Genomic DNA, 25,347 nt, shown 5'->3' with positions numbered 1-25,347 from the left:
CATGCCGGTTGATCGGGACATTCGCCTGCTGGTCAAGGCACGTGCGCCGAGCGCGACCGGGTTTGCGCTGTCCGACGCGCACCTATCGATGCTGGGTGCCATGCGCGCTGCGGTTGTACCGCTTATGCCGGCGATCAATGCCGGATTGGCGTCTGAACTTGGCATTGCGGGCGGGGCTGGCGTTGCCGCGCAATGGTATGAGGTGCAGCTCGGCGACACGACGCTATCGCCGTGGGACGCCGCGCATCGGCTGCGGGCGCAAGATCTCGGCCTTGCCGCGCAGGTGGACTTTGTCGAACCCGATATCCGGCAGAACTGGTTGTGGCAGCGCGATGAGGTCCCGCCGGCATTGGCGTTGTCGCAAAACGATCCGGTCTCCGTGCCGCAGGACTCGCGTTTTCCACGCGAGACCGACGACGATTGGTACCGCGATGCGGCGCATAGCGGGTTCCTTGACGCGCTTGCGCGGCTTGACGGCGTGCCGACCGCGCGGCGGCGTCGCGTGCGCGTGGCGCAGCTCGATACAGGGTACGATCCTGGGCATCAGGCGCTGCCCGTCGGGATCGACCGAACGCTGGCGCGCAATTTCGTGGCGGGCGAGGATCTGCACGATGCCAGCGATCAGGTCGACGGCCCGCTGACCAATCGCGGGCACGGCACGGGCACGCTCGGGATTCTCGCCGGACGCGACCCGGCCGATCCGACGCGCACGATCGGTGGTGCCCCGTTCGTCGAGATTGTGCCGATCCGCGTCGCCGATCGTGTCGTGCTGTTCAGCAACAGTGCGATTGCTCGCGCGCTCGATTATGTCTTTAGCCTCAAGGACGATCCCGAGAAGCGGATCGACATCGTGACGATGAGCATGGGCGGGCTCCCCTCGCAAGCGTGGGCGGATGCTGTCAACGCACTCTATGACGCGGGCATTTTCGTCGTGACCGCAGCGGGCAACAATTACGGCAATGCGCCGACGCGCAACATCGTGTTTCCCGCCCGGTTCAATCGCGTGGTCGCGGCGTGCGGGGTCATGGCGGACGGATCGCCCTATGCCGATTTGCCCGGGACGCTGATGGCGGGGAATTACGGCCCTGCGTCGAAGATGCGCACCGCGATCGCCGCCGCCACCCCCAACCTTCCGTGGGCGCGGATCGGCGCGCCGACGGTCGTTGATCATGACGGTTCCGGAACATCCTCGGCGACCCCGCAAGTCGCTGCCGCTGCGGCGATCTGGCTGGCCGATAGCGCGCATAGCGCGGAGCTTCCCGAGGATTGGCGGAGGGTCGAAGCGATCCGCTACGCCCTGTTCGCGAGCGCGCGGGGCGGTGCCAATCCCAAACTTGGTCGCGGCACGCTCGACGCGGTCGGAATGGCGGCGCAGTCGGTCCCTCTCGCCGAGCTCGAGCAGGAGAAGCCCGATACCGCCTCGTTCGCGTTCCTGCGGGCCTTGCTCGGAGTCGGGCTGACTGATCCCAGCGATGATCCGACCTATGCGATGCTGTCGCTCGAGGCACTGCAATTGTCGCTGCATCCGGTGATCGAGGCGATCCTGCCCGATCTCGACGCCGACCCCGATCAGCTTGCCGCGGCCACCCGCCAACGGCTGGCGGCTACCCTGGCGACCGACGCGCGCGCCTCGATGACACTGCGCCAATGGCTTGCAAAGGCTGCCGGTGCCAGTAACACCGGCGCTCCGCCTCCGACCGATGGTGGCGCAGCGCCACAAGCCTTGGAATCGCCACCGAGCCCCTCGGCACAGGCGCTGAACGCGTCGGCAAAGCTGGCCAATGCCCGCCAGCCCGTGATTTCGGCACCGTTGCGTCGGCACGTGCGGATCTTCGCGTCGGATCCGACGCTCGGGACCGGGCTCGACACGGTCGCGCGCAGTGTCACGACCGTCAGTGTCGCTTGGGAGCGGCTCGCACCGGGGCCTGTCGGCGAATATCTCGAAGTCGTTGACGTCGATCCCGCGAGTTCGGCGGCGTATGCGCCAGTCGCGCTCGACGACCCGTATCTGCTGCACGAACACGGCCTGTTTCCGAGCGAGACCGATCCGCAATTTCACCAGCAAATGGTCTATGCCGTCGCGATGCGCACGATTGAGGCGTTCGAGCACGCGCTCGGGCGGCGCGCGTTGTGGTCGCCATATCGGGACCCGAACGGCACCGACATCAGCGGGCGCTATGTCCAGCGGCTGCGTATCTATCCGCACGCACTGCGCGCCGCCAACGCGTTTTACAGTCCGGCCAAGAAAGCGTTGCTGCTCGGCTATTTCCAGTCGCCGGCGATTTGCGACCATGCCGACATTGCGCGTCCGACGGTCTTCGCCGCGCTGTCGCACGACATCGTTGCGCACGAAACCGCGCACGCCTTGCTCGACGGGCTGCACCGGCGCTTCATCGAACCGACCAACCCCGACGTCCTCGCCTTTCACGAGGGCTTTGCAGACATTGTCGCGATGTTCCTGCACTTCACTCTCCCCGACGCCGTGCGGCCCGAGATCGCGGCGACGCGCGGTGACCTGTTCACGCGAAACCGTCTGGGGCAACTCGCCTATCAATTCGGCCAGGCAACGGGGCAGCGCGGCGCGCTGCGCGATTATATCGGCACGATCGATGCCAAGGGGCATTGGAAATCGCGCCCGGTCAGCATCGACGATTATCACGCCGCGACCGAAGCGCATGATCGCGGCGCAGTGCTCGTTGCGGCGGTGTTCGATGCGTTCTTGCGGATTTACGAATGCAAGGCGAAGGAGTTGATCGCGCTCGCAACCGGGGCATCGGGTGTCCTGCCCCCGGGGGAATTGTCCGCCCCGTTGGTCGACGCGCTGACCATTGCGGTCTGCAAGATTGCCGGGCGCTTCCTCGACATCATGATCCGGGCGCTCGATTATTGTCCGCCGTTCGACATCACTTTTGGCGAGTATCTGCGCGCGGTGATCACCGCCGACCGAGACCTCGTGCCCGACGACCGGCGCGCCTATCGCGTTGCGATCACCGCTGCATTTCGCGCGCGCGGAATTTCCCCGCGCGATGTGCGGAGCGTATCGCCCGATACGCTCGCCTGGGAAACGCCCGATCTCCACGTCTCCTTCAAGGAAGTGGTCGACGCGATGGCGCTCGATTTTCCGCTGGATACCACACGGGAAGAAATTTCCCGTCGCTCGGCGCACAATGCGCGGGTGTTCCACGATTGGCTGGTGCAGCGGGCACCCGATGACTGGCTAACGCTGTTCGGCATCGCGCGCGTCGCTGGACCAATGAACAAGCAAGCGACCGCCGCCGACGGAACCGTTACGACGATTGTCGGGAATGTGCGCGGGCCCGAAGTGCACTCGGTCCGCACGCTGCGGCGGGTCGGCCCCGATGGCACGATCCGCAGCGATTTGATCGTCGAGCTGACGCAAAGCTGGTATCCGGCTGATCCCAAGGACGGCCAGCGTTTTCGCGGCGGATGCACGCTGATCATCGCGCGTGACAGTGGTGCGCTCAATTATGTCGTGCGCAAGCGGATCGACAGCAGCGCGCGATACAGTAGCCAGGCGACCTATGTACAGCGCCCGCTAACAGGGCTGCGCGCCGCCTATTTCAACGCCGATTCAACCGTGAAAAGCGAGCCCTTTGCCATGCTTCACACACAGGATTTCGAGTAAAGTCATGGCGAAAGCAAAGTCCGCCGCTGCGCCGACGTCCGACGCCAAAGCGTCGCCGCCCACCGCCAAGACCGAGCCGCGCGCGCGCGTGCGAATGTATCGGCAAGGGTTGGGGGACTGCCTTTATGTGGAACTGCTGCGCGGCCAGCAGGCACCGTTTCGGATCATGATCGATTGCGGGCTCGTGCTGGGTGCGAAGGGCGCAACCACGACGATGCAAGCGGTGATGGCCGATCTGGTCGACACATTGGGCTCGGCCTCGCTCGACCTGCTTGTCGTCACCCATCCGCATTGGGACCATGTTTCGGGATTTTTGCAGGCGAAGGACGATTTCGCCAAGATCAACGCCGATGCGGTCTGGCTTGGCTGGCCCGAAGACCCCGCCGACCCGCTCGCCGTCAAGCTCAGCTCGATCCATGCCGGTGCCGAGACCGCTTTGCGCGCCAGCATCGATAAACTTACGGCGCTTGGCCTCAATGAGAATGCGCGCCAGACGCAAAGCCTGATCGACTTTCTCGGTGCCGCTCCCTCCGCCGGAGGCGGCACGACGCGCGACGCGGTGAAGGCAGCCGCAGCGAAGGTTCGCGTGCCGCGTTATTGTCGACCGGCCGACCCGCCGGTGCTCATTCCCGGCACCGAGGCGCGGATTTTCGTCCTGGGGCCACCGCGCGACGTGGCCGAGTTGCGCCAGATGGATCCCACGTCGCGCAATCCCGAAACCTATTCGCTTACCGCACTCGACGGGTTGTACGGCCTCGCTGGCGTGTTCGGCGAGGGCGAGGAAGACGATCAACGTCCGTTTAACGCCAGTGTCACGATTCCGCTCGCGGATGCGCGCCAACTCGCGTTTTTCCGCAACAGCTATGCCGCAGCCGACGTCGCCTGGCGCAGGATCGATACCGATTGGCTGGAGGACACGCAGAATTTCGCACTGCTGCTCGATCGCGCGGTGAACAATTCGAGCCTGGTTCTGGCCATTGAACTCGAGCCGGGCGGGCCCGTGCTCCTGTTCGCAGCCGATGCGCAAGTCGGCAATTGGCTTTCCTGGCTCAAATTGCGCTGGACGATCGGCGATCGGGTGGTGACCGGCCCCGACCTGATTGCGCGAACGATCGTCTACAAGGTCGGGCATCACGCCAGTTTGAATGCAAGCCTGCGGGCCGAGGGCGTCGAGCGGATGAACGATTTGCAATATGCGTTCGTGCCGGTCGATGCGGTCGAAGCCAAGGCGAAGGGGTGGGGCGGGAATATCCCGTTCGCGGCGTTGCTCGAGGCTCTTAAGCGACAGACCGCGCCGGCGGGGGCGGTGTTGCGCTCGGACGAGATATGGAGCGGCACCGACCCGGCGATCACCCCGAGCAAGCTGGCGTATGAAGTGCTGCTATGACAGGCGCGCGGGTGTTGCACATCGTCCAGTTCGCCGATGCGGTCGACCCTGCGCCGGTTCAGGCGATGCTCGTTGACCTGCATGCCGCGCGGGCTGCAGGTAGGGTCGCTTTCGTCACCGCGCGCCTCGGGCGAACCGTCGAGCGTGCGGTGACGGACGGGCTGCTCGGCGGTCCGATCCAGATCGCAACCCCGGCCGCGCGGCTGGTGCTGACGGTCGAATTTGAGACGGTCGCGGCGCTTGATGCTTATTACGCCGCGCCCGCCCATGCAGAGATTCGCCGCACGGTGTTCAGTGCCCTGTCGCCGCGCGCGCGCGCGCTCTACGCGGCCGCCGACGACGACCCAAGCGACGCGCCGCATCTCTACGGAGCGATCGAGACGGCGCTTCGCCCGCTGTTGACGCGGATGGACATCGAGATTGCCCACGGAGACTGAGATGGCCGAATCGGATGCAGAAACGATCCAGCGAGAATGGTTCGAAGATCCGACCTTCAGCTATCTCAAGCGGCACTATTTCGACGCGGCAAAGCTCGAGCAGCGCACGATGGTGGAATTTGCGCGGGCGTTGCGCACCGGGCGGGTCATAGCGTTCACCGGATCGTTGACGACGATCGATCGCGGCTATCCCAAATGGCGGGATTTTGCCGCGCATTGCTTCGATTTTGCCTTTGGTGACCTGGACAAGTTCGAGGAGGCCAATGCCCGGGCCGATGTGCTGACGAAAAACAAGGAAATCCTGGCGACTTTCAAGGAAACACTAAAACGTGAAGATTTCGACGTACGTGTTGCGTTCAGCGTGATCGGAGAGATCATGGATATTGTCGGGCGTTATTCATCAAGGGCGCTCAGCAATTTGAACGAAAAGATCGCGAACGAGATTTTTTTAAAACGCGAACGGCCGGTTAAACCGAATTCCGTGCTCGACTGCTTGTTGACCAAGCTGGATATCGATCGCATCCTCACGTTGAACTATGATTTTGAGGTAGAGCTTGCGATCGCGCAGGATCGCGGCGCTAAAGGATCGACGGTCGCCAAGCTCAATCACGCGGGAATCCGCCAGGACGATCCCGCCACGCACAAGATTGTGCTGCGCATGCCGGGCGGACGGAGTCTCGTCAGCGATGTGTTTTTGCGCGAACGGACAGACCGTTTGATAGAGTTTGCGGTCGGCTCGGCCGAGCATGAATATCATGTGATGCATCTCCACGGGCGTGCCGATCGTCACGAAACGATGGTGGTCAGTTATCGCGATTATGATCGCCTTTACCGGCGCAGCGGCACATCGAAGGTGCCGTTCGAACATGCGCTGGGCCTGCTCTACTCAGGCAATCCCGTCCTGTTCGTCGGCATCGGGATGTCGGAAAGCGAGATCAACCAGAGCTTGCAGGATGTGGTCGGCGACCATCCGTATCGCCGCGTGATGCCGACGTTCCTGCTGTGGAACGCCGACATGACGTTGTCCGAAGAGGCGCGAAAGGCGGACAAGGCGATCAAGCGCATCGATATGCTGCACCGGCTCGGCGTGCTGACGCTGTTCGACGATGACCTGGCGCGGCATGCTGGCGTGGACCTTCTCGAGGGAGAGACAACCGAGCGCCTTGCCCGCTCAATCGAAAATCTCGCCGCGGCGATGGCACGGCGCGGTGACGAGCACGCAAAACCGATCAGCCATTGGCGGTCTCTTTCACTGCGCGTTCCACAGCATGCCGACGGCAAAATCATCGCAGCCTGGGCGCTGATTGCCGCGCCGAGCTTGCCGGCTCCGGCGGCGCTGATCACGCCGTTCCGCGAGGAAAATGCGCTGCTGACCGTCGTCGCGGCCACCTCGGGCCTGCGCAAGGGGGCCGCGGCGCGCTGTTTCGCAAATCGCTTTCAGGAAGACCATCCCTTGGCGACGGTCGTCCACATCAACGCCGATTTCTGCTTCGACACCGATACGATGCTCAATCTCATCGCCGAGGTGCTCTGGCGGCGTCGTGGCCAGAGGGGGCCGCGCCATATGAGCCGGTCGCGACAGTTCGCTGAGGATCTTGCCTTTTGCTTGCCCGATAACAGCGATTTGGTGGTCGTGATTAGCGGTACCGAGCGGATGTTCGGCAATGGCGGCGAGCCGCTAAGCGCCGAATTCGACGAAGCGATGCGTTGCTTTGCCGCGTCGTGTTGTCGACATGCCCGCTCCAGGCATGCGCATGCCCGGTTCGTCATTCTGGGGACGCTCCGGGTTAAACAATATTTCTGCGGCCTTTTCGGCGAGGTTGGAACGATCGCGAGCGATGGACGTCCCCCGGTGGTCATCATCGATTACGGGCCATTGGTCGCGTCGTCGGGGCAATCGAACGCTGGCGACGCGGCCAGGCGTTTTCGCAAGCACCATTATCTGGAAGTGGAAATGGGGGTTCGCGCAACCGAGGCAATGACCCCGATCGCGATCCGCCGCGTCGACTTGAAGGCCGGGCCGGATGTTGCGATCGCCGATTATCGGCGCGCGCACTTCGCCGCCAACCTCACCCCCACGGCTTTGCGGAGCTTGGGGCTTGACCCCGACCTCGCGCTCGACATTCTGATGGTCATGGCGTTCGTCGGCCAGCCGGTCGAGGCCGAGGTGTTACTCCACGTTCCCCGTCTTCGAACGCGGCTGGCCGATCCGATTTTCGGGGTCACCAAGGAAGTCGAGCGCCTCGAGCGGATCGGCAAGGAGCTTAGGCTCCTGTCGGGGTGCGGGCTGGTGCTGCCGGTCGCGCCGTCGATCGACCCGACGCACATGCCACGGTTCGGCATTCATGCGACGCTGCTCGCAGAATTGCGCGATCGTTCGGGTGTGCCGCTGTCAGAGGCGGCTTTGTCCGCCGCCTTCAACATGTCGCTCTATGCTGCCCAGCCAACCGACGGACCGGTTCCCGAGCCGCATTTGCACGACGAACTGGGGCATATGATCGACTGGTTAATCGGGGCCTATAACGATCCCTCTCCGATTTCGGACGAGCGGCCCAGCGAACCCGAACACCACCGTCCCGATGCGCTGGCAGCGCTACGCGCTGCGCTCGCGGTTATTCGCGGCTTCTATTCGACCAGCGCGCTGCTTTCGATCGAAAGCGACCGGTCGACCTGGCTTGGCGAGCGTGATGGGGCGTTGACCGAACATGGCGAGCGGCTCGATCGCCTGCTCGAAGCGTTCCTGCGGTCGCAACGGGCCGTGGAGCGGCGTGGCGACACGACAGGCTTTGGAGCTTTCTATCCCGACGAGATTGTCTGGCTCTATAATGAGCGCGGCGTCGTTAAGCTCGCGCAGGGCGATCTCTATGAGGCACGCGCCGCCTTTGACGAAGCCGATCGTTTCAACCGAACCTATGTCGAGTTCGGCGACCGAGCGTTGAACTGGCGTCGCATCACGCTGAACCAGATCGTGGTTGATATCGAACGCGGACGTTTTTCCTCGGCGCGCGACAGGATCGACATGATCGAACGCGAAATCTCGCCGAAAAAGTGGGAGCGCGCGCAATCTCTCGCCGATCAAGCGCGGCCGGGATCTGTGCAGGCGGACCCCGTCATCTCCTATGAAGAGATGCTCACGCTTGGACTGACTACGGGATATCGTGGGCTTTGCGATCTCTTCCGCGGCGACATGCTCGGCGCGCGTCGCGGTTTCGAACAGGCGATGGCTCTTCTGCACCGGCTGGGCGAGTTGCGAGCCCTGGCGATCTTCCAGCGTTATTACGCTTCGCTCGGCCAAGCCATCCTGGAGGGTGGCGTCGCGGACGACATGCTCGAACGCGCCATCTGCAGCGCCCAGGCGGCGCATCAGATGGATGTGGTGCATCAGGGCCGGATCAGGCGCGCCGACCGGCGGATATCGCCCGGCCGCCTCGACGAACTCGCGCGGTCGAACCGAGATCTGATCGACGCGCTGCGATACGCCGATTCGACCGATACGTACCGGGTTCGTGTCGAGGCGCGGCGCGGCCTGGCGCGTTTGCGCATCGCCAGTGGTGATTATGAGGTTGCGCTCGAACATGCGATCGACGCGATGACGACGGCGACACGCTATGGCCTTAGTCTCCGCAAAATCGATCTCCGGATTCTGATCGGAGAAATCTTGATTCTACGCGGAGACCCCCTGTCAGGCCGCGCGCTCATCCATGCCGCGATCGAGGCGGCGACGCGGATTGGCTACCAACGGGCATTGGCCCATGCTCATACCGCGCTGGGTGGCTAAAGGGTGGAGTGGAGAACCTCATCGGTTGGCCAAATAGGCGTCCGGCCCGCGTAACAGCCGACGAGCGCGACGCCGCCCAGACCGCCGAGGGCGGACCGACAAGTTAGCGTGCGCACCGGCCGCTTTCCGCGCGCGATGCGCCTTGCGCGCAGGGTAGTCCTGCCTGAATGAAGCGAGTCACCGCCCAAATCTCGTCCTTGGTCAGAGACGTATCGAAGGCTGGCATCGCGCTGGAAAAAGGCCGGCCGCCCTCGGCGATGCTCCAATACATGAAGCCGTCGATGCGGGAAATTTTCATCTCTGACAGCCAGGCGATGTCGAAGGGGGATGGCGTGGACCCGCGCCCGGCCGCCCCATCGCCCTTGCCAGCCTGGCCGTGACAGGAAAGGCAGTTGGCGGCATAGACCACGGCTCCCCGCGTGATTGTCGTATCGGTCGCGGGGAGGGGGTTCCGCAGTGCTCGGTACGGCTCCGGCACACCCTTGGTCGCTACGAAATGGTGGCGGGGGATGCGATCGATCTCCGCCCAGCGCTGGATGCCGGGGATGAGCCTGGGAGATTGCGCAGCAATCGCGGTCCCTGCGGACAGGGCCAGCGCACCAACGCCCAGCAAGGTTCCAGATGACCGTAATGTCATGGCGCTGCGCCTTTTCCGCCTGTTGATGATGTGGGCATGCGCCGCATCGGCATTGGCATGGTATTCGGCAAGCTACGTACTTGGTGTGCGACACCAGTCCGACGGCAGGCGCGCCGAACCCGTGGCGCACGGCTACGGTGTATTGCTTATGGTTTGCCGGGCTGCCGCTCGGCATTTTCACAAGAACTCGACTCAAGAACTCGACTCTTGCCGGAGGCCGCCATGTCGCGCATCCTTGTCGTTGCATATTCGCGCAGTGGAAATACGCGCACCGTTGCCCAAGCCATCGCCACGCACTGCCATGCCGATTTCGAGGAAATCCGCGAGTTGCGTTTGCGCCGCGGCCCGGGCGGCTATGTCCGCTCCGCCGTCGAAGCGTGGCGACGCGCCCCGTCGACGATCCTGGCCCCACGCAATGACCCGGCAGACTATGATCTGGTGGTGCTCGGCTCGCCGGTGTGGGTTCAGCATGTGTCTTCGCCGATGCGGCGCTACCTGCTCGATCATGGCAGCGCGCTGACGCGAACCGCGCACTTCGTCACCGAAGGTGGCAGCGGCGGCCAAACTGCGCTTGCCGATATGGCCAGCCTGACGCCGCGCGCGCCGATCGCGACGCTGATCCTGACCGACGCCGAACTGCGCGCATCGCTACAGGCCAAGATCGCCGATTTCGTCGCCCAGATCGTGCGCGCAGCGTCGACGGATGCCTCCACCTGAATCCTGAACCTGCCTATCTGTGTAAGGGAGTGGGCCGTTGGCACCTGCTCCCCTCCTCCGTTCGGGGCTGGTCTGGCAGGCGCGCGACCTGTCGGATCAGCCGGGCTAGATGACGTTGCCGGGGCTCGCATACTTCGCGATGGTGGGGCAGTGGGGTAAGCCGGGCATTGATCTGCCGATCGGGTCGATGACCGCGTATGCCACTCGGAGGCTTCGGAGCGTCGGGAAAGCGCGCGGAATCAGCCGGTCCGGGCGGACTATCGCGCGGTAAGGTTCGCTTGCGACCATTCCGCCAGCTTGCCGACGACTTCATCGGACGCAGTGCTGAACGCTTCGATGATCGGCCCGGCACGATTGTCACTGGCGACAACCGCCGCCGCCAAGCGCTGCTCGCCGATGATCGAGCGGTCACGCGCGATCAGACGTGCATCGGATTCGATGCGTAGAGCGCGTTGCAGACCGACTGGTCGGACCGAAACCGACCTGCGGTTCCGGCCGTGACCCACTGACTGGTTTCAGGTCATCCCCAAGCCAAGGGGCATTCATCCAGATCAAGCGACTTGGTCAGAAGACATGCAGTCGGCGGGCCCGACCGCAGGATTCAGGACGGGAGGCTGGCCGGAAGCATCAACGCCCGCGCGTTGCGTCGTCAATTCTCCGCCAATCGGAATTAAAGCCGACGATTGATGGTGGGTGCGCATTCCGATTGGCGCTAAATCGTCTCACAGCGTCCCATTTTGAACGCTACCTAAAACGCTACCTTGAGCGATGCCCGCTTCTCGCGATGAGGGCTAAGTCATTGAAAAATGGTGGACGCACTTGGGCTCGAACCAAGGACCCGCTGATTAAGAGTCAGCTGCTCTACCAACTGAGCTATGCGTCCATTCGCGAGGTCTGGCGAGGCGCTTGGTGGCGCGACCGCTGCGGGAGGTGGCCGGTTAGCAGCGTCGCCGCGGGTTGCAAACCCTTTTTTGCGAAAAAGCCCATAAAAATTACCAGCGCGTGGTCTGGCGATTGGTGCGGTCGATCGACATCAGGATGCCCAGACACAGCATAAAGGTCATTTGCGACGACCCGCCATTGCTGATCAAGGGCAGCGGGACGCCAACGACCGGGGCGAGGCCCATCACCATCGCCATGTTGATCGACACATAATAAAAGATCGTCGCGGCGATCCCGGCGGCGGTCAGCCGGGCGAAGCGCGATTGTGCCTGTAGCGCGGCCGCCAAGCCCCATTGCACGATGCCGACAAAGGCGATGATCAGCAACACGCCGCCGACCAGCCCCCATTCCTCCATCATCGTCGCCAGCGCAAAATCGGTATGGCCTTCGGGGAGGTAGTCGAGGTGGCTCTGGGTGCCGTTGAGGAAGCCCTTGCCGAAGATGCCGCCCGAGCCGATCGCAATCTTCGACTGGCTAATGTGATAGCCGATGCCGAGCGGATCGCTTTCGGGATCGAGGAACACCATGATGCGGTTGCGCTGATAACCGCGCAGCACGAAATTCACGGTGAGCGGCACCGCTGCGCCCAAAGCCAGCGCGCCCCCAATGAACAGACGCAGCGGCACGCCCGCGAGGAACATCACCGTCACCCCGCCGATAGTGATCATCAGCGCGGTGCCGAGATCGGGCTGTTTCATCACCAAGGCGGCTGGCACCAGGATCAGCAAGGCGGCGGGCCAGATCGCGCCGAAACGCCGCGTCTCGTTGGGCGGCAGCATGTCGTAGAATTTCGCGCAGGCCAGCACGATGCACGGCTTCATCAGCTCTGACGGCTGCAACCGGAAGCCGATGCCGAGATCGAGCCAACGCTGCCCACCGCCGCGCACCGCGCCGATCAGCTCCACCAGCACCAGCAGCACGCACAGCACGCCATAAGCCGGCAAAGCGAGGCTGCTCCACGTTGTCTCGCGCACCCGCGACAGCGCGATCGCCCCCGCCAGGAACACGACGAAGCGAATGCCCTGCGAAAGCGCCCAGGGCCGGATGCTGCCGCCCGCCGCCGAATAGAGCACAAACAGATCGAAACCGCCGATCGCGATGACCAGCAGCAGGATCCGCCATGGCAATTGCGCCAAGGGGGCCGGGACGAAGTTGAGGCTGCTCATGGCACGTCGCGCTCGGTGGTGCCGTCCTCGGCGACGGTGTTGCCGGGGGCGGCGGTGTTGGCGAGTTCCTCGGCCGCTGCGACATCGGCGGCGGAGGCGGCGCGGACGGCAGGGGCGTCGGTGGGCGCGGTGGCGTTCAGCTCGGTCCGCGCGCCGACCGCTAGCGGTGGTGCCCCCGCCGCCGCACGATAGGCGGCAGTCTCTGCGGCCATGCGGGTTTTGATATCGCCGCCCCAGGTCGGCTCGGCCTCCGCCAGCGAGGCGAGCGCGCGGTCGCGGTCGAACAGATAGGTCATGATGTCGCGTGCGATCGCTGGCGTATCGAGATTGCGGACGGTGTGGCCGCCATGTTCGAGCACCACTGCAATTGCGTAACGCGGCTTGTCGTGCGGCGCAAAACCCTGGAACAGCGCGTGGTCGCGCATCTTGAACGGGAGCGCGCCGTTCTTGAGCACGCCACCGGCGCGTTCGGCCATGGTGATGCGGCGGACCTGCGCCGTGCCGGTCTTGCCCGCGAGCGCCACGCCCGGAACCAGCATTCGCGCCGCGCCACCGGTGCCGCCGCCATTGACCACGCCCCACATCGCTTCGTGGACCGTCTGGAGGTGATCGGGCTCGAATGGCAGAAGCGGGGCGTCCCGGCGAACGTCCGCCGCGAGGATGCTCGGCTGCAGCGCGCGGCCCGAAGCCAGCCGCGAGGCCATGACCGCAAGCTGGAGCGGATTGGACAGCACATAGCCCTGGCCGATCGACGCGTTGAGCGAATCGGCCACGGTCCATGGGTGTTTGTAGCGGCGCAGTTTCCAGGCGGGGTCGGGCACGGTGCCGTAACGCTGGCTGTTGAACGGCAAGGCGAACTTCTGCCCGAGCCCGAGCGTGCGCGCGACCGGGGCGACATGCTCATAGCCGAGCCGCCGAACCATCTCGTAAAAATAGATGTCGCAGCTCTGCATGATCGCATTTTTGAGGTCGAGCGCGCCGTGCCCGCTCTTTTTATGGCAGTGGAAGATGCCGTTGCCGACGCGCAACGCGCCCGTGCAGACGACCCGATCGGATGCCGGAACCCCCGCGCCGAGCAGGGCCAGGCCGTTCATCGGCTTGACGGTCGAGCCCGGTGGATACAGCCCTTGGAGCACCTTGTTCATCAAGGGCACATGGTCGTTGTCCGACAGCATCTTCCATTCGAGATGGCTGATCCCGTCGGAGAAAGTGTTGGGATCGTAGGCGGGCATCGACACCATCGCGAGCATCTCGCCGGTCGCCACGTCGATCACTACGACCGAGCCCGACTGCGTGCCGAGCCGCCGTGCGGCATATTCCTGCAGGCCTGCATCGATCGTCAGGCGGGCGTTGGTGCCCGGCTGGTCGGGCTTGGTGGCCAGTTCGGCGACGAGCTTGCCGCGCGCGGTGACCTCGACGCGTTTTTGCCCAGCCACGCCGCGCAGCGTCGATTCGAGCGTCTTTTCCAGGCCATCCTTGCCCAGCTTGAAGCCCGGCGTGACCATCAACGGGTCACGCGTCTGCTTATATTGTTCGGCGGAGGCCGCGCCGACATAGCCGGTGAGATGGGCCACCGCCGCCCCCGCCGGATAGCTGCGGGAGAAGCCGCGCGTGGGGGCGACGCCGGGAAGCTCGGGTAAGCGCACGCTGACGGCGGCGAAGCGTTCCCAATCGAGGTTCTCCGCCACCTGAACCGGCTGGAACCCGGCGGCGTGCTCCAGATCGGCGACGAGCCGGTCCATTTCCTCGGGCGGCAGCTTCAGGATATCGCGCAGCAACCCCAGCACATGGCCCTTATTTTCGAGCCGGTCGGGGATGATGTCGACGCGAAAGTCGGTGCGGTTGTTGGCGATCGGTGCGCCGTGGCGATCAACGATCCAGCCTCGCCGGGGGGGCACCAGCGTCATGTTGACGCGGTTGCTTTCGCTGAGCGAGCTGTACCGTGCGTTTTCGGCGATGGCGAGCCAGGCCATGCGTCCAGCGAGCGCCACGCCAACCGCGCCCTGCAAGCCTCCCAGCAGGATCGCGCGGCGCGAAAAGCTGTAGCTTTGCGACGCCTCGGTCACCATGCGCGGCGATTGCGCGAAGGTGGCGCGCTTCATTCCGGCTCCTCGTCGCCCGCCAGCATGGCGCAGATCCGCGCGGCGAGCGGGAAGAGGAGGGTTGCGATGACGATTTGCAGCAGCAGCACGGTGTCGACATGCGCGCCGAGCGGCGCGGCAACCAGGCGCCCCAGGATCAGGCAGAAGGCGACCGACCCTGCCGCAATCAACCAGTCCTGCCAGAAATCACGATAGACGATCCGCTGGTCGATCAGTTCGATCATGAAGAAGCACAGCGTCCAGAACAGCATAGCGGTGCCGAGCGGTTGCCCGCTGATCAAATCATCGAACAGCCCCAGCGGAAGCGGGGCCCAAATGCGGAGCGAATCGGGTTTGGTCAGCCGCCAGCCGAGCAGCATCAACAGCCCGAAGGGCGGCAGGATCGGAAAGGTCGCGATGAACGGCCACAAGGTCACCGCCGAGCCGACCATCACCGACAGCGCCGGCACGAATCGCTGAAAACCGGTTACCGGTGCCTCGTCAAACGGGCCGCGAACCTGGCTCATTTCTTCTTCTTGGGCTTGGCGGGTTTGGGGGTCGGGATCGGCACGGGAATGGGGGGCGGCTCAGGCATGAAGGCGCGTTGCACCAGCGCGTAATCCAGCGTGTCGGCCTGGGCGAAACTGCGCGCGATCGAAGCGTCACGACCGCGCCGGATGACGCGCGCAACGGGAATGTTGGGCGGATAGATGCCGCCGGTGCCCGACGTCACGAAAACATCGCCCGGCCCGAAATCGGTGGTGGCGAGCGCAACCGACTTCACGTCGATCAGCCCGTCGCCGCGCCCGGCGGCGAGCGCGGGCATCCCGTCGCGCGTGCGGCGAACCGGCACCACGCTTTCCGGATCGATCAGCAGCAGCACCCGCGCACTGTTCGGGCCGGTTTCGAGGACGCGACCGATCAGGCCTTCGGGGCCGCGCACGGGTTGGCCGGTCGCAACGCCCTGCCAGGATCCCGCATTGAGCACCGCAAAGCGCCGCGTGCTGGAGCCCGTGGAGCTGACGAGCCGCGCCGCGACGACCGGCTCGGCGATGCGCTCGCGCATCTTGAGCAGCGCCAGCAACCGGCGATTGTCATAGGATAGCGATCGCGCGCGCATGAACAACGCGTGCTGGTCGGCCAGTTGCTTGCGCAAGGCGGCATTCTGGCCGCGCACCGCGAGATAGTCGCCAATGCCGCTCGGAATAGAGCCCAGCCAGTTTCCCACACCCGAAATGCCCGACGATACCGGCGTGGTAACTTCGGCCAGACTGGCGCGGAGCGACGCGAAGGCGGGCGGATCGAGCGAGGACAAGGCAAGCAGCACCGCGCTGACGATCGCACCCGCCAACGCGACGACATATGCCAGGAAGAAACCGTATTGCGCCCGCCGCGAGAAACCGGGACGCCGATTATGTGGCGGCGCCATGCTAACCCCATCCAAAAGCCCGAGGGCCGCCTAAAGAAACCGGTCTTCGCCTTACGCGATGTCGGTGTGCCTGAGTAGGGGTTACCCTAGCTTCAGGCACAACGACGTGTCATTTCAGAGCGTCACGCGGAGTGAAGAACACCCCGGAAGACCGGATCCTCCAGCGCGCGCCCGGTGCCGAGCGCGACGCAGGTGAGGGGATCGTCGGCGATAGTGACGGGCAGGCCGGTCTCGTCGCGCAGCACCTCATCGATGCCCTTGAGCAGCGCGCCGCCGCCGGTGAGCACGATACCCTGGTCGACAATGTCGGCTGCCAGTTCGGGCGCGGTGTTCTCAAGTGCGATACGCACGCCCTCGACGATCTGGCCGACCGGTTCGCTCAGCGCTTCGGCGATCTGGCCCTGGTTGATCTGGATTTCCTTCGGCACGCCGTTGACCAGATCGCGACCCTTGACGTGGATCGTCAGGCCGATGCCATCGAGCGGCGGTTTGGCGACGCCGACTTCCTGCTTGATCCGCTCTGCAGTCGCATCGCCGATCAGCAGATTGTGGTTGCGGCGGACATAGGAGACGATCGCTTCGTCCATCTTGTCACCGCCGACGCGCACCGACGTGGTGTAAGCAAGCCCGCGCAGCGAGAGCACGGCGACTTCGGTGGTGCCGCCGCCGATATCGACGACCATCGAACCGATCGGTTCGGTCACCGGCATGTCGGCACCGATCGCAGCGGCCATCGGCTCCTCGATCAGCCAGACCTGGCTGGCACCGGCGTTGGACGCGGCATCGCGGATCGCGCGGCGCTCGACCGAGGTCGAGCCCGACGGCACGCAGATCACGATTTGCGGCCAGCGCATGAAGCGGCGTTGCCCGCCATGCACTTTGTGGATGAAGTGCTTGATCATCTGCTCGGCAACGTCGATGTCGGCGATGACGCCATCGCGAAGCGGCCGGATCGCCTGGATGCTGTCGGGGGTCTTGCCCATCATCAGCTTGGCGTCGTCACCAACCGCCTTGACGCGTTTGACGCCATTGAGCGTCTCGACCGCAACGACCGACGGCTCGTTGAGCACGATGCCCTTGCCGCGCAGATAGACGACCGTGTTGGCGGTGCCGAGATCGATGGCCATGTCATGAGAAGAAAAGCGGAAGAGATTCGAGAAAAAGCCCATGGATCGTTCCGTTTCACGCCGGACTTAATGAACTGCCGACAGGTCGCACAAAGGTCGCGCGTCGCTTGCAACCGGGGCGTTCAGAGCGTTGCCTCCACGCTCTGATGCTCGGTTGAATGCGGGTCGCGGGATGCCGTCGATTGGGCTAGAGGCTAGGCCATGTCAATACGCCGCCTGCCAGAACATCTCGTCAATCGCATTGCTGCCGGTGAAGTGGTGGAACGACCCGCCAGCGCGTTGAAGGAACTGGTCGAGAATGCGATCGACGCCGGGGCGACGCGCATCGCTGTGCGCCTTGGGGGTGGGGGGACCGATCTGGTCGAAGTGACCGACGACGGGTGCGGCATGACCCCGCCCGACATGGCGCTGGCGCTGGAACGCCATGCCACCTCCAAGCTTCCCGATGAGGCGATCGAAGCGGTCAGTACGCTCGGCTTTCGCGGCGAGGCGTTGCCCTCTATCGCGAGCGTCGCGCGCCTCACGCTGGAAAGCCGCCCGCGCGGGGCGGAAGGGTGGGCGCGGGTGGTCGACAATGGCGTGCTGCTGTCCGAGGGCCCCGCTGCGATTCCGCCGGGGACGCGCGTGCGCGTCGAGGCGCTGTTCGAGCGCGTGCCCGCGCGGCGCAAGTTCCTGCGCTCGGCGCGTAGCGAGTTCGCCGCCTGCATCGACGTGGTCAAGCGGCTCGCCATGGCACGGCCCGACATCGGGTTTTCGGTCGAGCATGACGGGCGGCGCTCGTTCGGGGTGAGTGCGGGCGAGACCTTGCCCGACCGCGTCGCCGCGCTGACCGATCGCGGGTTGATCGACAATGGCGTTGGCGTCGATTTCGTGCGCGAAGGGATCGGGCTTGGCGGCATCGCCGGGTTGCCCACCTTCAATCGCGGCATTGCCGACCACCAATATCTGTTCGTCAACGGGCGCCCGGTGAAGGACCGCCTGCTGATCGGGGCGATTCGCGGCGCCTATGCCGAGATGATGCCGCGCGACCGCCATGCGGTGGTGGCCTTGTTCCTCGACGTGCCGCCCGACGCGGTCGACGTGAACGTGCATCCGGCGAAGACCGAAGTGCGCTTCCGCGATCCGGCGCTGGTGCGCGGGCTGATCGTCAGCGGCCTGCGCCGCGCGCTGGATGAAGCCGGGCACCGCAGCCAGCGGGCACCGGAAACGGCGATGGCGGCTTGGCAAAGCGAGCCGGTCGAGGCGATCGCGCCGCCATCTCCCTCTCCCCACTTGTGGGGAGAGGGTCGGGGAGAGGGGCAGTGGGAAGCGCCACGGCCCGCTTACACCCTCAACGACCGCCGCCCCAGCTTCACCCCACCCCCGCAAGCTCGCGCCGAACCGGCTTATGCGCCGCCGCCCGAAACCGCCGACTATCCGCTCGGCGTCGCGCGCGGGCAGGTGGCCAAGACCTATATCGTCGCCGAAAGCCGCGACGGGCTGATCCTGGTCGACCAGCACGCCGCGCACGAACGGCTCGTGCTCGAACGTATGCGCAAGGCGATGGCGAGCGGCGGGGTGGCGAGCCAGGCGCTGCTGCTGCCCGAAGTGATCGAACTCGATGAACCGGCCTGCGACCGGCTGGAGGCACGCGCGGCGGAACTGAGCGAATTCGGGCTCGACCTCGACCGCTTCGGCCCGCGCGCGATGCTGGTGCGCGGTGTGCCGGCGATGCTCGGGCAGGGGGATGTGACGGGCCTCGTCACCGATCTGGCCGATGAGCTCGCCGCGTTCGATGAGGCGCTGTCTTTGCGCGAGCGGCTCGACCATGTCGCTGCGACGATGGCGTGCCACGGCTCGGTGCGCGCCGGGCGGGTGCTGTCGGTCGCCGAGATGAACGCGCTGCTGCGCGAAATGGAGGTCACCCCGCACTCGGGCCAATGCAATCACGGTCGTCCGACCTGGGTGAAGCTGGCGCATGGCGACATCGAGAAGTTGTTCGGGCGGAAATAGCGTGCGGCTTGCGCAGGAATGAACGACGGAGCGTTGATTCGCTCATTTCGTCTACAATAAAGAACGCTTCGCCGTATTGAATTGGGCGGCGCGCATACGCATCTCATGCGCAACGTTGTCCAGGCAACATCCCATCACCGCAAAGCGATCTTTCCCATGAACAAGATTCTTCCCGTTTTCCTAGCGCTTATCCCCTTTGCTGCGCTGGTCGGCGCGTGCGCGGTCACGGGGTAACTGCATCCTCCCCGTGCCGGGGAGGACAGGCACACATAAGAAAAGGGCCGCCCGGATTGCTCCGGAGGGCCCTTTTTCTGTGCGCTTGAGCGAACGGCTCAGGCTGCGGCCGGTGCCTCGGCATCGTCCGCGCCGACTTCCGCCGTCGCGCCAGGTTCGGCATTGGGATCGTACGCTTCGACGAAACCAGCCTCGTCCTTTTCGAACATGGCTTCCATGACGTTGACGCCCTTGGCCTGCATCTCGGCCTCTTCGGGCGAGCGTGCAATGTTGACCTTGATCGTCACCGACACTTCGGGGTGCAGCGAAACCTTGACCTCATAGAGGCCAATTGCCTTGATCGGCTTGTTGAGCACGATCGCCGACTTCGAGACCTTGTGGCCAGCGGCTTCGAGCGCTTCGATCAGATCGCGCACGGCGACCGAACCGTAAAGCTGGCCGGTGTTCGACGACTGGCGGATCAGCGTCAGCGTGATGCCGTCGATCGTCTTGGCTTCGACCTCGGCTTCCGAACGCTTGGCAGCGTTGTCGGCCACGATCTTTTCGCGGTTCTTTTCGAAGACCTTGCGGTTGGCTTCGTTGGAACGGAGCGCCTTCTTGTTCGGCAGCAGGAAGTTACGGGCAAAGCCGTCCTTGACCTTGACGACGTCGCCGATGTTGCCGAGCTTTTCGACGCGTTCCAGCAGGATGATGTCCATCTGTTGGGCCCCTTACTTAACGATGTAGGGCAGCAAGCCCAGATGGCGCGAACGCTTGATCGCCTGGGCGAGCTCGCGCTGCTTCTTGGCGCTCACCGAGGTGATGCGCGACGGGACGATCTTGCCACGCTCGGACACGAAGCCCTGCAGCAGACGGACGTCCTTATAATCGATCCGGGGGGCGTCCTTCGCGGAGAAGGGGCAGCTCTTGCGGCGGCGGAAAAATGGGCGTGCCATATCTATAGCTCCTTATTCGCCGTCAAAGCTGCGGCGGGGGCGATCCTCGCGGTCGCCGCGGTCGGGACGATCGCCACGGCCTTCGCGGCCGCCTTCACGATCGCTGCGACGCTCACGGTCACGATCGGACTTGCGCATCATCACGCTCGGGCCCTCTTCGGACGCGTCGATCTTGACGGTCATGTAGCGAATAATGTCTTCGTTGATCTGAACCTGACGCTCCAGCTCGACGATCACGCTGCCCGGGGCATCGATTTCGAGCATGACGTAATGCGCCTTGCGGTTCTTCGCGATCTTGTAGGCGAGGCTGCGCAGGCCCCAATTCTCGGTCTTGACGACCCGGCCTTCATTATCGTTTACGATCTTGGTGGCGATTTCCGCCAGAGCGTCCACTTGCGCCTGTGCCAGATCCTGGCGCGCAAGGAACACGTGCTCGTATAGAGCCATGTGTCTCGTCTCTCTTCTTGGCCGATCGCTGACGCCCGCACCATGCGAAACGCCCCTCCGGCTATCGTCTTGCATAACAACCGGGGCGGAAAGCGTGCGCTCTCCGCCCCGATCGGCGTCCCATAGCGAAATTCGCGAGGAAGGCAAGCCCGGTACGGACCTCCGTCACCCCGGCCTTGTGCCGGGGTCCACCGTCTTCCGCGCGGATCGATTGCAGGGTGTGCGGCCCGGTGGATGCCGGGACAAGCCCGGCATGACGAAGACGACGCGCCTTAGTTGAACGCGCCGGCCAGCACCGCGCCGATCAGGCCGCCGCTGAGCGCGACGAGGACGGCGTCATTGCCCGAGCGCACCCAGTGATAGCCGCGCGGCGGCGCGTACAGGCGGCGGCCGCGATACTGACGCCAATCGCTGATTTCGCGATAGTTGGAGGCATAGCGGCGGTCGAAGCGCTGCCCGCGGGCCCAACGACGGCCGGGTTCGGGCCGGACGACCGTGCGCTTGGTGACGACGGTGCGGCCATTTGGCTGATGGCGGACCTCCGTCGTGCGGCGCTCGTCGCGCTGCTGCGCGCTCGCGGCGAGCGGGCTGAGGACGGTGGTGGCGGCCAGAACGGCGAGGATGAGTTTCTTCATGATGGGCTCCTTGTTTGTACACGGCGCCTTACTCCCGGCGTCGAACACATATGTGGGACGTGGTTGTCGCACGCCCGTGGCGGATAGAACCCGAAATGGTCGCAAAGTGTCCCGCCCGCTTCGGCCCTGTTCAGGTTCAGCGCAGGGTGCCCCGTTCTTGACGCGGCTTTGGCGGAGCGCCTAACCGCCGCACCAAAGGAGTATCACGATGCGCGCTTTCATTTTTCCGGGGCAGGGCAGCCAGAGCGTTGGCATGGGCAAGGCGCTGGCCGAGGGGAGCGCGGAGGCGCGGGCGGTGTTTCAGGAAGTCGACGAGGTGCTGGGCCAGCATCTGTTCCGGCTGATGAGCGAAGGGCCGGAGGATCAGCTGCAACTGACCGAAAATGCCCAGCCCGCGATCATGGCCAATGCCATCGCGACATTGCGGGTGCTGGAGAAAGAGGGCGGTATCCGGCTGGCGGACAAGGCCGATTATGTCGCGGGGCATTCGCTGGGCGAATATACCGCTTTGTGCGCTGCGGGCGCGATCGACCTGGCGACGACGGCGTTGCTGCTGAAGCATCGCGGGCTGGCGATGCAGGCCGCAGTGCCAGTCGGCGTGGGTGCGATGGCGGCCCTGCTCGGGGCCGATATCGACAAGGCGCGCACAATCGCCGAGGCGGCGGCCGAGGGGCCCGCGCCGGAAGGCGGAGACAAATGGGTGTGCACCGTCGCCAATGACAATGATCCGTCGCAAGTGGTGATCTCGGGCCATCGCGGCGCAATCGAACGCGCGGTGGCACTCGCCAAGGAGATGGGGGCGAAGCGTGCGGTCTTGCTACCGGTATCGGCACCGTTCCACTGCCCGCTGATGCAGCCCGCCGCCGACGCGATGGCAAAGGCGCTGGCCGATGCGCGGATCGATGCGCCGCTGGTTCCGGTTGTCGCCAATGTCACCGCCTCGCCGGTCGGCGATGTCGACACGATCCGGCGGCTATTGGTCGAGCAAGTGACCGGCATGGTGCGCTGGCGCGAATCGGTGCTGGCGATGGCGGAAACGGGCGTGGAGCGCTTCGTCGAATTCGGCGGCAAGGTACTGACCCCGATGGTCAAGCGCATCGCGGCGGACGTCGATGCCGTCAGCGTGGTGACGATGGCGGAGATCGAGGCTTTGGCGAAGGCGCTTTAGGACGTTTTTGCGCAGGGATGAGGTGACCGCCTTCGCGTGAATCATATCAATCGGAGAGAATAATGTTCGACCTTACAGGCATGACCGCGCTGGTGACGGGCGCTTCGGGGGGGATTGGGTCCGCGATCGCGCGCGCGCTTGCGGCACAAGGCGCGCGGCTGGCGGTTTCCGGGTCCAATATCGCAAAATTGGAGGCGTTTCGGGATAGCCTCGGCGGCGACCATGTCGCTTTGCCGTGCGACCTTTCGGATGGTGCCGCAGTCGATGCACTGGTGCCCGCGGCGGTCGAGGCGTTGGGGGGAAAGCTCGACATCCTCGTCAACAATGGCGGCATCACGCGCGACAACCTCGTCATGCGGATGAAGGACGAGGAATGGGATCAGGTGATCCGGGTCAATTTGGAGGCGGCGTTCCGGCTGGCCCGCGCGGCAGCACGCCCGATGATGAAGGCGCGCTTCGGGCGAATCGTGTCGATCACCTCGGTCGTCGGCACCACCGGCAACCCGGGCCAGGCCAATTATGCCGCATCCAAGGGCGCGCTGACCGCGATGTCCAAGGCGTTGGCGCAGGAACTTGCCAGCCGCGGCATTACTGTCAATTGCGTCGCACCGGGCTTCATCGCCTCGCCGATGACCGACAGCCTGCCCGATGCGCAAAAGGAAGCGCTTAACGCACGGATTCCGATGGGTAAGATGGGCGAGGGCGCGGATATCGGCGCGGCCGTGGTGTATCTGGCCAGCCGTGAGGCGGGTTACGTCACCGGGCAGACCTTGCACGTCAACGGCGGAATGGCGATGATCTGATCGCCATCGCATAGGACGGCGGCATGGTTAGCGATACGGTCCTGGCGGGCAAATAGCCCGGCTCGCCACGCCGCCCTCTTGCGCCGTTCCGATGCGCGTTCTACGTGCGTTCAGGAAACACCTAAACCCCCACCGACTAGAGGGAAGATACAATGAGCGAGATCGCAGAGCGCGTTAAGAAGATCGTCGTCGAGCACCTCGGCGTCGAAGCCGACAAGGTGACGGAAGACGCGAGCTTCATCGACGATCTGGGCGCGGACAGCCTCGACATCGTGGAACTCGTGATGGCGTTCGAAGAAGAATTCGAAGTCGAAATTCCCGACGATGCTGCCGAGAAGATCACGACCGTCAAGGATGCGATCACCTTTATCGACGAGCACAAGGGCTGAGCGCCACGCCTCTGGCGCGGCCGCACGGCTGAACACAGGAACGGCTCCCCGTCCCAGGGCACTGACCGGGGGCGAGGGGCCGTTTCCCATTTACGAGCATTTGAATAAACGGAGATGGCCATGCGCCGTGTTGTCGTAACCGGACTCGGGCTGGTGACGCCTTTGGGGGCCGATGTCGAAACCGCCTGGGCGAACATCCTGGCGTCGAAATCGGGCGCGGGCACGATCACGCGCTTCGACGCGACCGATTATGCCTGCACGATCGCGTGCGAGGTAAAGCCCGCCGATCACGCCTATGGCTTCGACCCGGGCAAGCGCGTCGACCACAAGGTGCAGCGCCAGGTCGATCCGTTCATTATCTATGGCATCGATGCCGCCGGGCAGGCGCTGGAAGACGCCGGTCTGCTCGACATGACCGAGGAACAGAAGTTCCGCGCGGGTTGCTCGATCGGATCGGGCATTGGCGGCCTTCCGGGCATCGCCAGCGAATCGATCGTGTTGCATGAAAAGGGGCCGCGCCGCGTCTCCCCGCATTTCGTGCATGGCCGCCTGATCAACCTCATCACTGGCCAGGTGCAGATCAAATACGGCCTGATGGGGCCTAACCACGCGGTCGTCACCGCCTGTTCGACCGGCGCGCATTCGATCGGCGATGCCGCGCGGATGATCGCGATGGACGATGCCGACGTGATGCTGGCAGGCGGTGCCGAGGGCGCGATCTGCCCGCTCGGCATTGCCGGTTTCGCGCAGGCGCGCGCGCTGTCGACCAATTTCAACGCGACCCCCGAACGCGGCAGCCGCCCGTATGACAAGGATCGCGACGGCTTCGTCATGGGTGAGGGCGCGGGCGTCGTCTGTCTTGAGGAATATGAGCACGCCAAGGCGCGCGGCGCGAAAATCTATGCCGAGGTGATCGGCTATGGCCTGTCGGGCGATGCCTATCACGTCACCGCGCCGCACCCGGAAGGCTCGGGCGCGTTCCGCTCGATGCAGATGGCGATGAAGAAGTCGGGCCTGGCTTTGTCCGACATCGATTACATCAACGCGCACGGCACCTCGACTCCGCTCGGCGACGAGCTGGAACTGAACGCGGTGCGTCGCCTGTTCGGCAACAATATCGACACGCTGTCGATGAGCTCGACCAAGTCGGCGATCGGGCATCTGCTCGGCGGCGCGGGTGCGGTGGAGAGCATCTTCTGCATCCTCGCTTTGCGCGACCAGATCGTGCCGCCGACGCTCAACCTCGACAATCCGAGCGAGAATTGCGCCGGCGTCGATCTGGTGCCGCATGTTGCCAAGAAGCGCTCGGTCAAGGCAGTGCTGAACAACTCGTTCGGCTTTGGCGGGACGAATGCGAGCCTGGTGATGCGGGCGATCTGATGCCGACCGCTTCCGTT

General features: G+C 64.6%; 21 protein-coding genes and 1 tRNA gene. 10 read left to right on the top strand and 12 right to left on the bottom strand.

The genetic code is table 11. The features are described 5' to 3' along the window. Window position 1 precedes the first annotated feature (1 nt). From ACP7BL_RS04500 to ACP7BL_RS04485, 4 genes are read left to right on the top strand one after another with little or no spacing between them, the layout of a single operon-like run. Window positions 2-3,646 (top strand): S8 family serine peptidase, encoded by a 3,645-nt coding sequence (locus ACP7BL_RS04500; RefSeq protein ID WP_426257735.1) that lies wholly within the window; start codon window positions 2-4, stop codon window positions 3,644-3,646. A gap of 4 nt (window positions 3,647-3,650) precedes the next feature. Next, window positions 3,651-5,033, top strand: coding sequence for a hypothetical protein (locus tag ACP7BL_RS04495; RefSeq protein ID WP_426257734.1), 1,383 nt, complete (start codon window positions 3,651-3,653; stop codon window positions 5,031-5,033). Continuing rightward, entirely contained in the window at window positions 5,030-5,470 is a 441-nt protein-coding gene (locus ACP7BL_RS04490) for a hypothetical protein (protein ID WP_033965170.1), read from the top strand. The genes ACP7BL_RS04495 and ACP7BL_RS04490 overlap by 4 nt, the downstream gene beginning before the upstream one ends. Before the next feature lies 1 nt (window position 5,471). Further along, entirely contained in the window at window positions 5,472-9,248 is a 3,777-nt protein-coding gene (locus ACP7BL_RS04485) for an SIR2 family protein (RefSeq protein WP_426257733.1), read from the top strand. 103 nt (window positions 9,249-9,351) lie between these two features. Here ACP7BL_RS04485 and ACP7BL_RS04480 read toward each other — a convergent pair whose 3' ends face one another. Next, on the bottom strand, window positions 9,352-9,861 hold the full coding sequence (locus ACP7BL_RS04480; RefSeq protein WP_426257732.1) for a c-type cytochrome: 510 nt from the start codon (window positions 9,859-9,861) through the stop codon (window positions 9,352-9,354). Window positions 9,862-10,107: 246 nt separating this feature from the next. Between ACP7BL_RS04480 and ACP7BL_RS04475 the strand changes: the two genes are divergently transcribed. Next, window positions 10,108-10,602 (top strand): flavodoxin family protein, encoded by a 495-nt coding sequence (locus ACP7BL_RS04475; protein WP_426257731.1) that lies wholly within the window; start codon window positions 10,108-10,110, stop codon window positions 10,600-10,602. A gap of 257 nt (window positions 10,603-10,859) precedes the next feature. Here the strand turns inward: ACP7BL_RS04475 and ACP7BL_RS04470 are convergent, their stop codons facing one another. From ACP7BL_RS04470 to ACP7BL_RS04440, 7 genes are all read right to left on the bottom strand, one after another. Next, window positions 10,860-11,108 carry a hypothetical protein gene (locus tag ACP7BL_RS04470; RefSeq protein ID WP_426257730.1) on the bottom strand — a complete coding sequence of 83 codons (249 nt, stop codon included), beginning with the start codon at window positions 11,106-11,108 and terminating at the stop codon, window positions 10,860-10,862. A gap of 301 nt (window positions 11,109-11,409) precedes the next feature. Further along, a tRNA-Lys gene (locus tag ACP7BL_RS04465) sits at window positions 11,410-11,485 on the bottom strand. Between the two features lie 109 nt (window positions 11,486-11,594). After that, on the bottom strand, window positions 11,595-12,710 hold the full coding sequence (gene rodA / locus ACP7BL_RS04460; protein ID WP_426257729.1) for a rod shape-determining protein RodA: 1,116 nt from the start codon (window positions 12,708-12,710) through the stop codon (window positions 11,595-11,597). Continuing rightward, a complete protein-coding gene (gene mrdA / locus ACP7BL_RS04455) occupies window positions 12,707-14,812 on the bottom strand; it encodes a penicillin-binding protein 2 (protein ID WP_426257728.1) in 2,106 nt (701 codons plus the stop codon). Before mrdA ends, rodA begins: the two co-directional genes overlap by 4 nt. Continuing rightward, entirely contained in the window at window positions 14,809-15,318 is a 510-nt protein-coding gene (mreD, locus tag ACP7BL_RS04450) for a rod shape-determining protein MreD (protein WP_426257727.1), read from the bottom strand. The genes mrdA and mreD overlap by 4 nt, the downstream gene beginning before the upstream one ends. Further along, window positions 15,315-16,220 (bottom strand): rod shape-determining protein MreC, encoded by a 906-nt coding sequence (mreC, locus tag ACP7BL_RS04445; RefSeq protein WP_341203263.1) that lies wholly within the window; start codon window positions 16,218-16,220, stop codon window positions 15,315-15,317. The genes mreD and mreC overlap by 4 nt, the downstream gene beginning before the upstream one ends. 122 nt (window positions 16,221-16,342) lie before the next feature. Beyond that, window positions 16,343-17,389, bottom strand: a complete 1,047-nt coding sequence (locus tag ACP7BL_RS04440) for a rod shape-determining protein (protein WP_010403353.1) — start codon at window positions 17,387-17,389, stop codon at window positions 16,343-16,345. A gap of 159 nt (window positions 17,390-17,548) precedes the next feature. Between ACP7BL_RS04440 and mutL the strand changes: the two genes are divergently transcribed. Continuing rightward, complete coding sequence (mutL, locus tag ACP7BL_RS04435) at window positions 17,549-19,339, top strand: DNA mismatch repair endonuclease MutL (RefSeq protein ID WP_426257726.1); 1,791 nt, start codon at window positions 17,549-17,551, stop codon at window positions 19,337-19,339. 332 nt (window positions 19,340-19,671) lie between these two features. On the opposite strand, the gene rplI is transcribed toward mutL, so the two are convergent. The 4 genes from rplI to ACP7BL_RS04415 all read right to left on the bottom strand — a co-directional run bounded on the left by rplI (window position 19,672) and on the right by ACP7BL_RS04415 (window position 21,590). After that, window positions 19,672-20,271 (bottom strand): 50S ribosomal protein L9, encoded by a 600-nt coding sequence (gene rplI / locus ACP7BL_RS04430; RefSeq protein ID WP_426257725.1) that lies wholly within the window; start codon window positions 20,269-20,271, stop codon window positions 19,672-19,674. Window positions 20,272-20,283: 12 nt separating this feature from the next. After that, window positions 20,284-20,508, bottom strand: a complete 225-nt coding sequence (gene rpsR / locus ACP7BL_RS04425; protein WP_010163758.1) for a 30S ribosomal protein S18 — start codon at window positions 20,506-20,508, stop codon at window positions 20,284-20,286. A gap of 12 nt (window positions 20,509-20,520) precedes the next feature. Beyond that, window positions 20,521-20,955 (bottom strand): 30S ribosomal protein S6, encoded by a 435-nt coding sequence (gene rpsF / locus ACP7BL_RS04420; RefSeq protein ID WP_010403344.1) that lies wholly within the window; start codon window positions 20,953-20,955, stop codon window positions 20,521-20,523. Window positions 20,956-21,227: 272 nt separating this feature from the next. Continuing rightward, window positions 21,228-21,590, bottom strand: coding sequence for an RcnB family protein (locus tag ACP7BL_RS04415; RefSeq protein WP_126845763.1), 363 nt, complete (start codon window positions 21,588-21,590; stop codon window positions 21,228-21,230). Between the two features lie 208 nt (window positions 21,591-21,798). Between ACP7BL_RS04415 and fabD the strand changes: the two genes are divergently transcribed. From fabD to fabF, 4 genes are all read left to right on the top strand, one after another. Next, a complete protein-coding gene (gene fabD / locus ACP7BL_RS04410; RefSeq protein WP_126845762.1) occupies window positions 21,799-22,758 on the top strand; it encodes an ACP S-malonyltransferase in 960 nt (319 codons plus the stop codon). Window positions 22,759-22,820: 62 nt separating this feature from the next. Then, window positions 22,821-23,561 (top strand): 3-oxoacyl-[acyl-carrier-protein] reductase, encoded by a 741-nt coding sequence (gene fabG, locus ACP7BL_RS04405; protein WP_137902568.1) that lies wholly within the window; start codon window positions 22,821-22,823, stop codon window positions 23,559-23,561. 152 nt (window positions 23,562-23,713) lie between these two features. Next, window positions 23,714-23,950 carry an acyl carrier protein gene (locus tag ACP7BL_RS04400; RefSeq protein WP_033965183.1) on the top strand — a complete coding sequence of 79 codons (237 nt, stop codon included), beginning with the start codon at window positions 23,714-23,716 and terminating at the stop codon, window positions 23,948-23,950. Window positions 23,951-24,070: 120 nt separating this feature from the next. Further along, entirely contained in the window at window positions 24,071-25,330 is a 1,260-nt protein-coding gene (gene fabF, locus ACP7BL_RS04395) for a beta-ketoacyl-ACP synthase II (RefSeq protein WP_126845758.1), read from the top strand. The last annotated feature ends 17 nt before the right edge of the window (window positions 25,331-25,347 follow it).

Source organism: Sphingomonas sp. DC1600-2 (assembly GCF_049897605.1).
In the GTDB taxonomy this organism is placed as follows: Bacteria; Pseudomonadota; Alphaproteobacteria; order Sphingomonadales; family Sphingomonadaceae; genus Sphingomonas.
Note: the sequence above shows the minus strand (reverse complement) of the source record. Positions and strands in the feature narration are given on the sequence as shown.